This window comes from Gordonia sp. VNK1 (genome assembly GCF_040049135.1).
Taxonomy (GTDB): Bacteria; Actinomycetota; Actinomycetes; order Mycobacteriales; family Mycobacteriaceae; genus Gordonia; species Gordonia oleivorans.
In genome coordinates this window covers 302,704-316,653 of sequence record NZ_JBDZDJ010000006.1, presented here as the reverse complement: position 1 = coordinate 316,653, position 13,950 = coordinate 302,704, and the positions used below count along the sequence as shown (strand labels likewise).

At 66.7% G+C, this 13,950-nt stretch carries 14 protein-coding genes, 6 tRNA genes and 1 riboswitch; of the genes, 7 read left to right on the top strand and 13 right to left on the bottom strand.

The genetic code is table 11. From position 1 onward, the window contains the following. The first annotated feature begins 12 nt into the window (after positions 1-12). Positions 13-747 carry a DUF2306 domain-containing protein gene (locus ABLE94_RS10365; protein ID WP_348803623.1) on the top strand — a complete coding sequence of 245 codons (735 nt, stop codon included), beginning with the start codon at positions 13-15 and terminating at the stop codon, positions 745-747. Here ABLE94_RS10365 and ABLE94_RS10360 read toward each other — a convergent pair. From ABLE94_RS10360 to ABLE94_RS10315, 10 genes are all read right to left on the bottom strand, one after another. Then, a complete protein-coding gene (locus tag ABLE94_RS10360) occupies positions 720-1,280 on the bottom strand; it encodes a GNAT family N-acetyltransferase (protein WP_348803624.1) in 561 nt (186 codons plus the stop codon). The two genes, ABLE94_RS10365 and ABLE94_RS10360, sit on opposite strands and share 28 nt — an antisense overlap. Positions 1,281-1,487: 207 nt before the next feature. Next, positions 1,488-1,952: a DUF1622 domain-containing protein gene (locus ABLE94_RS10355; RefSeq protein ID WP_348803625.1), complete on the bottom strand. Its 465-nt coding sequence runs from the start codon at positions 1,950-1,952 to the stop codon at positions 1,488-1,490. A 43-nt stretch (positions 1,953-1,995) separates the two neighbouring features. Continuing rightward, on the bottom strand, positions 1,996-2,616 hold the full coding sequence (locus tag ABLE94_RS10350; RefSeq protein ID WP_348808691.1) for a class I SAM-dependent methyltransferase: 621 nt from the start codon (positions 2,614-2,616) through the stop codon (positions 1,996-1,998). 17 nt (positions 2,617-2,633) lie between these two features. Next, a complete protein-coding gene (locus tag ABLE94_RS10345) occupies positions 2,634-3,407 on the bottom strand; it encodes a 3-oxoacyl-ACP reductase (protein WP_348808690.1) in 774 nt (257 codons plus the stop codon). Then, positions 3,401-3,497, bottom strand: a riboswitch (TPP riboswitch). (Overlaps the previous gene by 7 nt.) Before the next feature lie 101 nt (positions 3,498-3,598). Next, positions 3,599-3,790, bottom strand: a complete 192-nt coding sequence (locus ABLE94_RS10340; protein ID WP_348808689.1) for a hypothetical protein — start codon at positions 3,788-3,790, stop codon at positions 3,599-3,601. A gap of 108 nt (positions 3,791-3,898) precedes the next feature. After that, a tRNA-Val gene (locus ABLE94_RS10335) sits at positions 3,899-3,970 on the bottom strand. 20 nt (positions 3,971-3,990) lie between these two features. Continuing rightward, positions 3,991-4,063: transfer RNA gene (locus ABLE94_RS10330), tRNA-Gly, on the bottom strand. A gap of 138 nt (positions 4,064-4,201) precedes the next feature. Next, positions 4,202-4,276, bottom strand: a tRNA-Val gene (locus ABLE94_RS10325). Positions 4,277-4,308: 32 nt separating this feature from the next. Beyond that, positions 4,309-4,382: transfer RNA gene (locus ABLE94_RS10320), tRNA-Cys, on the bottom strand. Between the two features lie 22 nt (positions 4,383-4,404). Next, positions 4,405-4,477 (bottom strand) — tRNA-Gly (locus ABLE94_RS10315). Positions 4,478-4,785: 308 nt separating this feature from the next. On the opposite strand from ABLE94_RS10315, the gene ABLE94_RS10310 reads away from it, so the two are divergent. Continuing rightward, positions 4,786-4,857, top strand: a tRNA-Val gene (locus ABLE94_RS10310). Between the two features lie 685 nt (positions 4,858-5,542). Here ABLE94_RS10310 and ABLE94_RS10305 read toward each other — a convergent pair. The 3 genes from ABLE94_RS10305 to ABLE94_RS10295 all read right to left on the bottom strand — a co-directional run bounded on the left by ABLE94_RS10305 (position 5,543) and on the right by ABLE94_RS10295 (position 7,598). Next, positions 5,543-5,836 carry a hypothetical protein gene (locus ABLE94_RS10305; RefSeq protein WP_348803629.1) on the bottom strand — a complete coding sequence of 98 codons (294 nt, stop codon included), beginning with the start codon at positions 5,834-5,836 and terminating at the stop codon, positions 5,543-5,545. Next, complete coding sequence (locus ABLE94_RS10300) at positions 5,833-6,450, bottom strand: recombinase family protein (RefSeq protein ID WP_348803630.1); 618 nt, start codon at positions 6,448-6,450, stop codon at positions 5,833-5,835. The genes ABLE94_RS10305 and ABLE94_RS10300 overlap by 4 nt, the downstream gene beginning before the upstream one ends. A 272-nt stretch (positions 6,451-6,722) precedes the next feature. After that, entirely contained in the window at positions 6,723-7,598 is an 876-nt protein-coding gene (locus ABLE94_RS10295) for a D-hexose-6-phosphate mutarotase (RefSeq protein WP_348808688.1), read from the bottom strand. Between the two features lie 71 nt (positions 7,599-7,669). Here ABLE94_RS10295 and ABLE94_RS10290 point away from each other — a divergent pair, with 71 nt between their 5' ends. From ABLE94_RS10290 to ABLE94_RS10270, 5 genes are all read left to right on the top strand, one after another. After that, positions 7,670-9,094 carry a carboxylesterase/lipase family protein gene (locus ABLE94_RS10290; protein WP_425476178.1) on the top strand — a complete coding sequence of 475 codons (1,425 nt, stop codon included), beginning with the start codon at positions 7,670-7,672 and terminating at the stop codon, positions 9,092-9,094. 137 nt (positions 9,095-9,231) lie between these two features. Then, the gene (locus ABLE94_RS10285; protein ID WP_348808687.1) at positions 9,232-10,758 is read left to right on the top strand and encodes a glycosyltransferase 87 family protein; all 1,527 of its coding nucleotides are present in this window, start codon (positions 9,232-9,234) and stop codon (positions 10,756-10,758) included. After that, complete coding sequence (locus tag ABLE94_RS10280; RefSeq protein WP_348808686.1) at positions 10,686-11,099, top strand: TIGR02611 family protein; 414 nt, start codon at positions 10,686-10,688, stop codon at positions 11,097-11,099. Before ABLE94_RS10285 ends, ABLE94_RS10280 begins: the two co-directional genes overlap by 73 nt. Positions 11,100-11,268: 169 nt before the next feature. Continuing rightward, entirely contained in the window at positions 11,269-13,341 is a 2,073-nt protein-coding gene (gene thrS / locus ABLE94_RS10275; RefSeq protein WP_348808685.1) for a threonine--tRNA ligase, read from the top strand. Beyond that, positions 13,334-13,921 (top strand): ATP adenylyltransferase, encoded by a 588-nt coding sequence (locus ABLE94_RS10270; protein ID WP_348803636.1) that lies wholly within the window; start codon positions 13,334-13,336, stop codon positions 13,919-13,921. The genes thrS and ABLE94_RS10270 overlap by 8 nt, the downstream gene beginning before the upstream one ends. The last annotated feature ends 29 nt before the right edge of the window (positions 13,922-13,950 follow it).

The following is a 13,950-nucleotide window of genomic DNA, read 5'->3' as shown; positions in this document are numbered from 1 at the left end:
GGAAGGATACTCATGTCCGCCACGAAGTTCGTCACCGGGCGGTACACGGTGATCGCGCTGACCTGCGTCGCGGTCGCCGTGATGGCGCCCGCGCCGTATGTCGGCTCCCGGATGAGCGAGTTGGCGGCGAGCGACACCGGCCTGGCCGCGCATTACGCGACGCAGCCACAATGGGTGATCACCGTCCTCTACATCCACATGGTCACTGCCGGTGTCGCATTAGGGATCGGTCCGCTGCAGTTCTCCACCTACATCCGGTCGCGGTGGCTGAGGGGACATCGCGTCGTCGGGCGGGTCTACGTCCTCGCGGTCCTCCCGGCCGGGGTCTCCGGTCTCATCGTGTCCGCCTTCAGCGCCGCGGGTCTGGCGGGTCTCTTCGGTTTCGGCACGTTGGCGTTGCTGTGGCTGACATTCACGGCGCGTGGCACGCTGTGGGCATTCCGCGGCGACATCGCGCGCCATCAGGCCTGGATGATCCGGGGGTTCGCGATGACATATGCCGCTGTCACGTTGCGGGCCTGGCAGATGGTGCTGATGGGCGTGATCGAGGCGTCCGGCGGCTCCGGCGACGTGTTCGCACGCGCGTACGCCCCGGTGCCGTTCCTGTGCTGGATTCCGAATCTGATTGTCGCCGAGTACCTGATCTCACGGCGGGGGCTCCCGGGATTGCGGTATGTGGTGCCGCGCCCGACGGCTGCGGCCGTCGCGTCGCCGGTGTCTCAGACGAGTGGCAGCGTCATCACGTAGTCGTGTTCGACGCTGCCGCCGAGGTCGAAGGTCTTCACACCCGCGCGAGCGAACCCGAACTTGCCGTAGAAGCGTTGCGCCCGAACGTTTTCCTGGTTGACGCCGAGCCAGACGACGGCGCTGCCGCGTGCTCGTGCCCGATCGATCGACGCCCGCATCAGCAGGTGCGACGGGGGATCGGTACGCGATCGGCCATGGTGGTCGGGGAGCACGTACATCTTCGAGATCTCCGAGCAGGGGCGCTCGGTGACCACCGCCCCGACGTCCGGATCCGTCGGAGCTCGATGATGGACGAGCGCATAGCCGAGGAGACCGCCGTCCGTGGTGCGCGCGGCGAGGACATCGGAGTCCGGAGAGGTGACGTGGCCGGCGAAGGCGGCAGCGGACAGGTTCGCATCGATGAAGCCGACGATGTCGTCCGGTCGGGCGTGGGGCGGACATGCGAGCGGGAACGTGGCCGCCGCGACGTCGGCGAGTGCCGGGGCCGACGCAGGATCGGTGATCACGTCGACGGTGATGGACGGCGCCGTCATGCCAGGGGCCTCGCTTCGCGCAGATAACCCCTCGCGTGACGAACGACGCGAGGGGATCGGGGATGGGGACTACTTCTTGCCGCAGGTGCAGTTCTCGCCGCATTTGCAGTCGGGGCCGCAGGTGCAGTCGGGGTTGTCGCAGGCCGGGGCGTTCACATTGCTGATCATGCATACAACGTTACGACGACGGTGATCGAAAGGACACCGTCATTGGTCCCGAGTTGGCGTGACCACCGCCGATTCCGAGGGATCGCCCGCCTCCCGGCGAGCCCGGGTGGCCCGCGCGTCGCGTGCGACGGCGTTGCCGATGACCTGACCACCACTGGTGAGCAGGGCACGTCGCCAGGGGAGAACCCCCTCGATCTCGATCTGGATCGACATCGACAGGATCGTCCGGATCAGGACGATCATTCCCAGGATGGCGGCGTCGGTGATGGACGGCTTGGAGGTGATGGTCCGGATGAGGTCGGCGGCCACCAGGATCTCCAGCCCGAGCAGGATGGCGCCGCCGAGGGTGGTGCGCAGCACGGCGAAGGCGGCCGCGCCGCCTTCCTTGCGGACCAGCGACCGTGCGCTCAGCACGGCGGCCGTGGCGAATCCGACGATCATTGCTGCGGCCCCGATGGCCTCGAACGCCACCGCGATGTCGGAGAACGTCTCCTCGATGGTCATGCGGGCACCTTACCCAGACCAGGCTCGCCTGGTGCTGACTCGGTCACCGGCGGAGCAGCAGGTGGATGTGGGGAAAGCGATTATCGTTGTCGGGGCGGCTGATGAGGCGCCATGCCTCGGTGAAGCCGGCGGTGGTGGCGTCCTCGGCCAACGCATCCGGATGCCAGCGCCACGCCCGGGCGACGGCGTGGTCGAACTCGTGCACACCGGGGTCGTCACTGCTCTGCAGAGCGAGCAGCACGGTGGCTCCGGATGGCAGCCGCCGATGCCAGCTGCACAGCACCGCGCGAACGTCGTCCGGCGGCAGATGAATCAGGCTGAAGCGTGCGATGAGGCCGGTGACGTCGGCGAGATCGACGTCGCGCAACCACGCGTCACCGACGTCGAACGAAATGCCCGGGTAGGCCCGGCGGGCGTGTGTCAGCATCTGCTCGCTCGGATCGACTCCGCGGACCTCGAATCCGCGACCCCGCAGGTCGGCGGCGACATGCCCTGTCCCACAACCCACGTCGACGATCCGCGCGCCGGGGCCGGGCAACTCGTCGGCGAATATCGCGATGGCGTGTTGTTCGAGCGGCGAGGTGTAGGCGGTGGGGAAGCGTTGCGCGTAGACGTCGGCGAGCGCGTCGTATCCCGGTTGGGCCCGGTCTTCGGAGGTGGTCATGTCTGATCGGGGTGTCGTCAGTCCTTCACAAGTCCGCCGTCGACCACCAGGTTCTGTCCGGTGACCGCCCGTGACCAGTGTGAGAGGAAGAACAGGACGGCGTCGGCGAACTCGGCGGGTGTGGTCACCGACCCCAGCGGCGTCGTCGCCGCAATCGCGTCGAACACCTCCGCCGGCGTGGCCGAACTGGCGTCCGTGGTGCGCAGCAGCCCGCCGGAGACCATGTTCACCGTGATGCCGTCGGCCCCGAGGTCGGCCGACAGGGTGCGGGTGAGCGCCAGCAGCGCGGCCTTGGCGGCGGTGTAATCGTGGTAGGGGACAACGGGATTCTGTACCAGGTTGGTGCCGATGGTGACGATGCGGCCACCGCCGACGGCGCGCATTCCCGGCAGCGCGGCCTGGGTGGTGTTCAGGGCTCCGCCGACGATGCCGCGGAACTGCGCGTCGAGTTCGTCGACGGTCAATTCGTCGGCATGGGACCGGGCATCGCCGTTGAAGGAGTAGTCGGGCAGGGCATTGTTGATGACCGCGGTGACGGGATGCCCGAAATACGTTGCGGCGCGCTCGATCATCGAATCGACGGCTGCACGGTCGGTGACGTCGGCGGGAAGGGCGACGGCGTTGTCACCGAGTGCGGCCGCGAGTTCGGTGGCAGCGTCGGCGCTGCGTCGGTAGTTGATGACCACCCGCGCGCCCTGCGCGGCGACCGCTCGGACGATGTGTGTGCCGAGGCCTCGGCCACCGCCGGTGACGAGGACGACGTGTTCGGAAAACGGCGATGCCACAGGCATTCTCAGACCATCCCTTCGCCAGTACTAACTGGAGCAGGTTCGACGGGTGTGCTCTCAGCCGGCCGGTCGCCGGCACCCCGTGTCGATGGTCATCGAATCGTATTGCCGCGCCGGATGCAAGCACGCCGCGGCGGTCGACTCAGTTCGCCGTGCGATCGGGGGACAGCGCGGCGAGTAGGAGGAGGAGAACCTCAGACGCCGACGAGGCGACGCGATTCGATCCGTGCGACGGCGGCACGGAGTTCCTCGTCGCGGATGTCGAGGTCGTCGACGCGGCGGGTGATGGGAAGCAGGTCGGTGATCACCTCGGCTCCACTGACGGCAACATCGTGGGTGGTCACCCATTCGAGGGTGTACTGCAAGGCGGCGCGGTCCATGGTCATCACTGATCTCGGGTAGCGGGTGGGCTGGGATCTTCTCGGGTCGTGCGTGCCCGGATGTGGCACGTGCGACCCAGCAAGAAACCCACTGCGATGAGTGGGTTTCTCTCGTGCGCGATACAAGGATTGAACTTGTGACCTCTTCCGTGTCAGGGAAGCGCTCTCCCACTGAGCTAATCGCGCGGGCTATGAAATTGTGACCGAGCGGATGACGGGATTCGAACCCGCGACCCTCACCTTGGCAAGGTGATGCGCTACCAGCTGCGCTACATCCGCATGACGGCACGCGTGAAACGCTCACGACGTGCTGCGCAACCATATTCGATGCCGTGGTGATAATCCAAATGCGCAGGCACCGGCATCACGGTCGGACTCGCGGCAATGAAAAAACCCGCCGATTCAGGCGGGTTCTCGTGGTGCGCGATACAAGGATTGAACTTGTGACCTCTTCCGTGTCAGGGAAGCGCTCTCCCACTGAGCTAATCGCGCGGGCTATGAAATTGGCGTGGAAATGACCCTCTTGGAGGTGGCGACGGGAATCGAACCCGTGTGCACGGCTTTGCAGGCCGTTGCCTCACCACTCGGCCACACCACCAGAGGCGAGCTTGCTCGCACCGAGCGGATGACGGGATTCGAACCCGCGACCCTCACCTTGGCAAGGTGATGCGCTACCAGCTGCGCTACATCCGCATGCCCCGCGAGCGATCTTGTGGACCGTTGTGCTCGCGATGCGGGACAGAACATTATCCGAACGTTACGGAGATGCCAAATCGCCTGGTCAAACAGTCGAGGGGAGTATGTCCGTGGAGCGGGGGCAGCGTTGTCGGAGTGGTTGATGGGGCTCGGGGGACCTCAGGTGCGGCGCGATCAGGAGAGCCGGTCATGCCGGTGTCCATGCAACAGTCGTGGGCGTCTGCCTCTCGAGGCGATTTGGGTAACCCGGGAGTGTGCGTGTACTGTTCCTGCTCGTGCACCGACGCCGTTGAGGGTCGGAACACGGTCCCGTGGCTCAGTGGAAGAGCGTCCCGTTCACACCGGGGAGGTCGCTGGTTCGATCCCAGCCGGGACCACCGCAATCGGGTGGTCGGCATTCGCCAGGCGCCACCGAAAACCGCAGATCGCTCGTCTTCTGAGCGCTGTGACTCTCTCCGCGGTACCGGGCATACGTCGCAGAGCCATAGGCGGGCACCGGACTCGTGGGCCGATGAGCCGCTCGATACTCGTCCCGGGGACCCGGTATTCAGTACTCCGACACCGACAACATCGTCATCGGGCTCATCGTCGAGCAGATCACCGGCGGAATCCATGACGCCGCGCTCGCGGACGAGGTCTACCGCCCAGTCGGTCTGGGCCCGACCTCGATCACCTTGCCGGAAACCTACATTCGCGGATACACCGACGCCGGCGAGCCCGACGACGTCACCAAGTACTCTCAGTCCCACCGGTGCGTCGGCGTCGGGAGGCATGCTGCCCACCGCCTCCGATCCGAATACGTCTACGGTCACACCGGCAACGTTCCGGGCTACACGGCGTTCCTCGCCGGCACCGATGACGAGACGAGATCGGCTGTGGTGCTGGCGAACTCACAGATCAATGATGCACAACCCGACGTCTTCGCGTGGCTGTGCGCGGTCTTCGACGCCGCGGTCTGGGCACTGAGCCCCTCACGAGTCCGCGAGGGTAGCTCCCGGGCGTCGGCAGGGGCGCAGCAACGCCCACTCGACGGGATGTGGCGCCCACTCGACGGGATATCGGTCAGTGCCTCGACTGCCGCCGGAATCCGTACAGGGCGGCCCGATAGCCGCGTTCGTAGCTCTGCTTGATGTCGGGAATGCAACCGTCGGCCAAGGCTGTCGACGCGTGATGCACCGCCCAGGTACGCGGCATCGACGCGAGGTAGGTCGATGCGTCGTCATATCCGCGCTGGAACTCCACCGGATCGACGGTGGGATCGGCCAGCGTGGGATCGGGCAGGGTCCGATCGGGGATGACCGACTCGGCGGGGACTGCGGTCGGGAAGCGCAGGACGCGGGGCCCGCTGATGGTCATCGTGTGGTCCTCTTCTCGGCGAGTGTTCGGTAGAGCGTGGCGCGGCTGACCCCGAGGGTGGCCGCGATTGTCGGTACGGGATCTCCGTTGGCGCGCATACGTTTTGCGAGTTCCACCTGGTCATCGGTGAGAACGCGCGGACGACCGAGCGAGGCGTTGCCATGACCCGGCCCGCGGATCCGGGTGCGCCGGCGTCCGGCGTCGGCCTCCTCGTTGACGACGGCCAACGACGCCAGGACGCCGACGATCATGGCGCCCGCGTCGTCGGTGGTGGTCAGTCTCTCCCGCAGGGCGCGGACCCCGAGTTCGCGGTCGGCGAGCGTGCGCAGCGTCGACAACACCTCCGGCGTGGTACGGCCGAGGCGGTCGATTCCGACGACGACGACGGTGTCGCCGGTTCGTGCGTAGTCGAGCAGCGCGTCGAGGCCTGTCCTCGGTGCGTCGGGGGCATCCGTGCGCGTCTGGTCGGTGTAGACGCGGGCGGGTGGCACGCCGCTCTCGATGAGTGCATCGATCTGGGATTCGAGAGTCGGGTCATCCGAGGACGTGTCTCCACCCGCGCGCGCATAGCCGAGCATCATCCCGGCAGGCGTCGACGGGCCGATCGAGGTCATGACGGGAACACTATCTCGAAAAGGGTGGAAGAGGTATCGCGACACGACGAAATTATGAGACAGATGGAGGGTTATCGTCGCCTTTGCCTTGGCACGTCACTGCGACGGGTTGTGGAGCGTTGTGGCGCATCAAATCATGCATGTAGACCAAGATGGGCAACAGTGTTGACCGCACGATCGGGAGTGGGTGCCGCGGCCGCCTGGTGCCGGCGCGTGCGCGTCGCATAAATCCTCGCGGAGTTACGAGACTTTATGAGATTGCCGAGCTGAGTTCAGTCCGCCGGTTGATCGGATACCGCGATCGTCTGCCACATCGAATGTGTGGCGCCCGCCGGTACCGACACGGCGTCCGGACCGACGTTCGCCGCTTCCACGCAGACGAACTCACGCCAGTGCGCACCCACATCGCCCATGGTCGCCGCGCCCGCCTCACCCGGGTTCCAGACCACCGCGCTGCGCGCTGACCGCGCCGCCACCGTGATGGTCCGGCGCAGATCAGGATCGATGAGCCGGTATCGCCCGCCGGAGCCGGAATACACCCGGTCGCTGCGCGGGAGGTCGTGGGGGAGTGCCCAATCACCCTGCTGCTCATGGGTTCTCATGTCATCGAACTTGTCCAGATAGGGCAATCCGGCCAGGCCCTCCACGTGAACATCGGTGGCATCGGAGACGCGGAAGTAGTTGTGGAAGGCCTCGGTGATGGTCGCCGGCTCGTCGCCGGGGTTGTGGGTGTGCAGACCCATCTCGAGGTGCGTGCCGACGTGGACGGTCATCCGTAGGCCGACCGCGAGATGGTCGAGTCCGAGGGGTTCGAGCTCCAGGTCGACGCCCGCGTCGGTGCGGGCGCCGCCGGTGAGTGTCCACTCCGCCGTCCGCGCATAACCGTGCGACGGGACATCTCCGCTCTGGCCTTCGCGGGCGAAGTACGGCCAACACACCGGGACGCCGCCTCGAATCGGGGTGGGCACAGCGGCGAGTTGCGGTGAGACCCACAGCACGTCGGTGTCCGATCCTGCCGGGACGAACGAGATCACCTGACCGCCGAATACCGAGATCGCCGCCGTGGAGTGGCCGCTCTCGATGATGACGGCGTCGAGGCCGTGCACCGTTGCGCGTCGCACACCGTTGATGTCCACCGATTCGCTCACCGACCCAGCGTGGCACAGGCTCTCCGCGATCGGCGCCTGCCGACCGAAAAGTTCGCGTAGCGTCGGTCGACGTGACCCAAGCCGACGTCCAAGCTCCCGTGGTGACCACCTCCACCGGCCGGGTTTCCGGCCTCATCGAGGGGGGCATCTCGTCCTACCTCGGAATCCCTTACGCCGCACCACCGATCGGTCCCGCCGCGTTCGCGGCACCGGCGCCGGCCGCGGCGTGGGAGGGAGTGCGACCGGCCACCGCGTACGGCCCGACGGCCCCGCAGGTCGGATACCCCGCACCGATCGCGGCGCTCCTCGACAACGTCATCGTGCCCGGCGACGACTACCTGAACCTGAATATCTGGACACCGGACCCCGGTGCGGGTGGACTGCCGGTGATGGTGTGGATCCACGGCGGGGCATTCACCCGCGGCTCCAACCGTATCGAGATGTATGCCGGTGACACGTTCGCGCGTGACGGCGTCGTCTGCGTCGGCGTCAACTATCGCCTCGGTACGGCCGGGTTCGCCTCCATCGACGGGGCGCCGGAGAACCGTGGGCTGCTCGACCAGCTCGCCGCGCTGCATTGGGTACGCGAGAACATCGCGGCCTTCGGAGGCGATCCCGACGCCATCACGGTCTTCGGCGAGTCGGCCGGCGCGATGAGCGTCGCGTCGCTGCTGTCGTCGCCCCGGGCGACCGGACTGTTCGCGCGGGCGATCATGCAGAGCGGCAACGGATCCGCGGCCGCCGATCCGGGCGATGCCCGCACGATCACCGCCCGGATGGCGGCGATCCTCGGCGTCGACGCGACGGCCGACGCATTCGGCGCGATCGGTGCCGACGATCTGCTGTCCGCCCAGTCGCAGGTGGCCCTGGAACTCATGGTCAATCCGGATCCCGCGCTGTGGGGCGAATCCGTCATCTCCGTCGGGATGGGCATCATGTCGCAGTTCCCGGTGGTCGACGGCGAGGTGCTCACCGCCGTCCCGCACGAGGCGATCGCGGCCGGCGCCGGCGCCGGGGTTCCACTGGTGGCCGGCTGGAATACCGACGAGTTCCGCTTCTTCATGGTCGCCACCGGCGGCGCGGCGGCCGTCACCGAGGACGCCGCCGCGGTGATCCTGAGTCGCGGACCCGGCGGATCGGAGTTCCTGCGGGCGCGCCTCGCCGACGGGGCGAGCCCGGGGGATGCAGTGAGCGAGGCACTCACCATGCGCGGATTCTCGCTTCCCACGACCGCCATCGCGGGGTCCCGCCCGGCCGGGTCGACACACCTGTACGAGTTCGGCCATCAGAGCCCGCAAGCCGACATCCGCGCCGGACACGCGGTGGAGATCCCCTTCGTTTTCGATCACCTCGCCGATGCGCATCCGCTGGTCGGACCCGAACCGGATCAGCGACTCGCGGACGCGATGCACCGGGCGTGGGTCGATTTCGCGGCCACCGGAGATCCGGGGTGGGCGGCGTATCAGAATTCGAGTGATATCAAACACTTCGACTGACATTCGCCGGGGAAGCGGTCCCGGATGCCGCGACAATTCCAGCATTTCCGACTATTTCCACCCCGAAATTCCCGACATCCGGGGCGCCACGACGGTATGTGCTCTGAGCTGCGTCGGAACCGTCGTACGGTGATGGCATGTCGGTCGATCGCACCACAGCGACCATCCCGGCGGATCGCCGATCCGTCGGGTGGGGATTGGTGGTCGGTGCCGCGGTCGTCGCGGTCGCCGTCGTGATTTGGCAGATCACCGTCATTCCCCACGGGAATCCGTTCTACGGCCTGTTCCACAACATGACCGACCTCAAGGTGTATCGCGCCGGCGCAGGCACCGTGCTGCACGAGAGTTCGCTGTACCAACATGCCGTGTGGGCCCACCTGGAGTTCACCTATCCGCCGTTCGCGGCGGTGGTGTTCGTACCGTTCGCGGTGATGCCCCTGTCGGCGGCCAAGGTGGTGTGGTGGGTGGGGATCTACCTCGCCCTCGTGGCCGTCGTGATACTGGGATTCCGGTCGCTCGGCTACCGCGCGGACCGTCGTCTCTGGTTGTTCGCGCTGTGCGCGGGTGTCGCGGTGACGGCTCTCGAGCCGGTGCGCACCACCATCTGGCTGGGGCAGATCAACATCTTCCTGATGCTGATCGTGCTCGCCGACCTGGTCTTCTGCGATCTGCGCCGACCTCGGTCGTGGTTGCGGGGCGCCGGTGTGGGCATCGCGGCCGGGCTCAAACTGACCCCGGCATTCATGGTGGTCTACCTGCTCGCGGTGCGCCGGTTCCGTGCCGCGGCGGTGGCGGTGGTCGCGTTCGTGGCGACCGTCGTCGTCGGGTTCATCGTGATTCCCGGCGACTCCCGCGACTATTGGGGCGACTACGTCGGCGGGGCCTCACGGGTCGGGCGGGTGGATTCGCCGGCGAATCAGTCGATCAACGGGTTCATTTCGCAGCTCCTGGCGTACTTCGACATCAGTCGCTTCCGCCAGCCGTACCCCGATGGCGGCACCGTGTACGAGGCACCGGCGTGGTTGTGGATGCCGATCGCGGTGATCGCCGCGGTGCTCGGACTCTGGGCGGCGGTCGTCGCGTACCGACGGCAGTGGCGTCTGCTGTCGGTGACGATTGCGGCGATGACCGGTGCGGCGGTGTCGCCGTTCTCGTGGGGACATCACTGGGTGTGGTTCGTTCCGCTGCTCGTCGTCGCCGTCGAGGCCGCCTACCGGGGGACGCGCGCCCATCGAGGTCGCTGGTGGTGGTGGCTCGGCCCCGTCGGCATCGTCGTGTGCTCCTTCGCGTGGTCCTACAACTGGTGGAACAGTGGGCCCTACCGCGCCTCGGATCACGCCATCGCTATCGGTGTGTTCATGATGCCGCGGTGGGCCGATGTGCACTGGTACGACTCCCTTGCAGTGGTGGTGTATTCGGGTGCCTATCCGGCAGTGCTGCTGGGCACGATCATCGTCACGCTCGTCGTCGCACACCGCGGCGCTTCCGGTCGTGTGGGCGCCGAGTCCGGTGAGGCCCCGAAGCCCGACGCCACCGACGATCCCGGTCGCTATCCTGGAGACCCCACCGCGACACAGGAGGACAGCCGACAGTGCGGGCCTGGCAACGACTCAGGATCTGGGCGCGCAAACGCCGCTACATCGTCCGGCGCGATCCTCGGCTGAATCTCACCTATCGGATCTCCGTCGGGGTGGTCGGTGCCCTGGTTCTGGCCGTCGGCATTCTCGCGATCCCGTATCCCGGTCCCGGTTGGGTGATCGTGTTCATCGGTCTCGGCATTCTCGCATCGGAATTCGAGTGGGCGCACCGCCTCCTGACCTTCGCGCGCGCGAAGTACGACGCCTGGATCGAGTGGATGAAGCGACGGCACTGGTCGGTTCAGGGTCTCGTCGGGCTGGGAACCTGCGCCGTCGTGGTCGGCTCACTGTGGATGCTCGGCGTGTTCGGGACGCTCGCCGGATTGTTCGACGTCAATGCCGGGTGGGCGGAGAGCCCCATCCTGTGAACCCGGCCCGTGGGCGAGTGGGTCGGGTCGGTGTCGGGTACCGCGGCTGGTGAATTCCGCCCATCCGGTGGCAAACCGGGGTACCTCACGCGGATACGATCAACGTCGAACCCGCAAAGCCCGTCGGTGCGTGAGTGAACGTACCGGCCTGTATCGAGGAGCGTCCGCCGTGCCCGACGATGTCACCGTGAGTCACCCAGCCACCGTGCGTGTGCCTGCCGGGACCACCGCGGGCACCGCGCTGCGTGAGCACGATCTGCCCAACAAGGGGCCCGAGGCCATCGTCGTGGTGCGCGACGCCGCCGGCGACCTGCGGGATCTGTCGTGGACGCCGGAACTCGACACCGACGTCGAGCCGGTCGCCGCCAACACCGAGGCCGGGCGCAGCGTCATCCGTCACTCGACCGCCCACGTCCTCGCGCAGGCCGTGCAGGAACTGTTCCCGGAGGCCAAGCTGGGAATCGGGCCGCCGATCAAGGACGGCTTCTACTACGACTTCGAGGTCGCCGAACCCTTCACCCCCGACGATCTCGCCGCGCTCGAGAAGAAGATGAAACAGATCATCAAGTCGGGCCAGCGGTTCTCCCGCCGCGTCTACTCCTCCAAGGACGAGGCGCGGATGGAGTTGGCCAAGGAGCCGTTCAAACTCGAGCTCATCGACGACAAGGGTGCCGCCGCCGACAGTGAGGTCATGGAGGTCGGCGGGGCCGAACTCACCGCCTACGACAACCTGAATCCCCGGACCGGAGAACGCATCTGGTGCGACCTGTGCCGTGGCCCGCACGTTCCCACCACCAAGTACATCGCGGCGTTCCGGCTGACCCGCAGTTCGGCGGCGTACTGGCGCGGTGATCAGGCCAACGCCGACCTGCAGCGCATCTACGGCACCGCGTGGGAATCGTCGGAGGCGCAGGACACCTACCTCGAGTTGCTCGCCGAGGCCGAACGGCGCGATCACCGCAAGCTCGGTGCCGAACTCGACCTGTTCAGCTTCCCCGACGAACTCGGATCGGGGCTGCCGGTCTTCCATCCCAAGGGCGGGATCATCCGCACCGAGATGGAGGACTACTCGCGGAAGCGGCACATCGAGGCGGACTACGAATTCGTCAATACCCCGCACATCACCAAGGGCCACCTGTACGAGGTGTCCGGGCACCTCGACTGGTACTCCGAGGGCATGTTCCCTCCGATGCAGCTCGACGCCGAATACAACGAGGACGGCTCGGTCCGCAAACCGGCGCAGGACTACTACCTCAAGCCGATGAACTGCCCGATGCACAATCTGATCTTCCGCTCGCGCGGACGGTCCTATCGTGAGCTCCCGCTCCGGCTCTTCGAGTTCGGCACCGTGTACCGCTACGAGAAGTCCGGCGTGATCCACGGATTGACGCGGGCTCGCGGTTTTACCCAGGATGACGCGCACATCTACTGCACCCGCGAGCAGATGCGCGACGAATTGCGTTCGCTGCTGACCTTCGTGCTCGATCTCCTCAAGGATTACGGGCTCGACGATTTCTATCTGGAGTTGTCGACGAAGAATCCGGATAAATCCGTCGGTGACGACGCCACCTGGGATGAGGCGACCAACACCCTCGCCGAGGTCGCCCGGGAATCGGGGTTGGATCTGGTGCCCGATCCGGGTGGTGCGGCGTTCTACGGACCGAAGATCTCGGTGCAGGTGAAGGATGCCCTCGGGCGCACCTGGCAGATGTCGACCATCCAGCTCGACTTCAATCTCCCCGAGCGATTCGGTCTCGAATACACGGGTGCCGACGGCGCGAAGCACCGCCCGGTGATGATCCACCGCGCCCTGTTCGGCTCGATCGAACGATTCTTCGGCGTGCTCACCGAGCACTATGCCGGCGCATTCCCGGCCTGGCTCGCACCGGTGCAGGTGGTGGGTATCCCGGTCGCCGAGGCGTTCGTCGATCACCTGCAAGCGGTGATCGCCGATCTGAAGAAGCGCGGCATCCGCGCCGAAGTCGATTACTCTGACGACCGCATGCAGAAGAAGATCCGCACCCACACCACCGGAAAGGTGCCGTTCATGCTGCTCGCGGGCGAACGCGACGTCGCCGCCGGCGCGGTGAGCTTCCGATTCCGTGACGGTACCCAGATCAACGGGGTGCCGACGGCGCAGGCCGTCGACGTCATCGCCGACTGGGTGGCATCGCGGCGCAACGAGTCACCGACGAAGGATCTGATCTCCGCCGGCGAGGCGGGTGAGAGCACCGATGGCTGACGACGCGGGGGAGCCCGGGTCGACCATTCGGGACTGCGGCACCGGCGATCCGGATCGGCTGCAGCGGTTGTGGAGTCCGCATCGGATGACCTACATCACCGCCGATCCGCCGTCGACGACCTCGACCGGGCATCCGTTCCTCGACATCCCGACCATGAGCGACGAGGACGGGTTGATCGTCGCCCGCGGTGAGCACGTGTACGCGGTGCTCAATCTGTATCCGTACAACCCGGGACACACCATGATCGTCCCGTATCGGCAGGTCGCCGATCTGGAGGCACTGACCCCGGGGGAGTCGGCGGAGTTGATGGCGTTCACGCAGCGGATGATCCGCACGATCAAGTCGGTGTCGAACCCGAACGCCTTCAACGTCGGACTCAACCTCGGGTACGCGGCCGGCGGGTCGCTGGCCGAGCATCTGCATCAGCACATCGTGCCGCGGTGGGTGGGTGATGCGAACTTCATCACCGTCGTCGGTGGGGCCAAGGTGATGCCGCAGTTGCTGCGTGACACCCGCGCCCTGCTCGCCGACGCCTGGATCGCGCACGGCTACACCGCGGACGCGGGAGAACAGCGATGAGACGCTCGCGTCCCAGGGCGCAGGGAGCG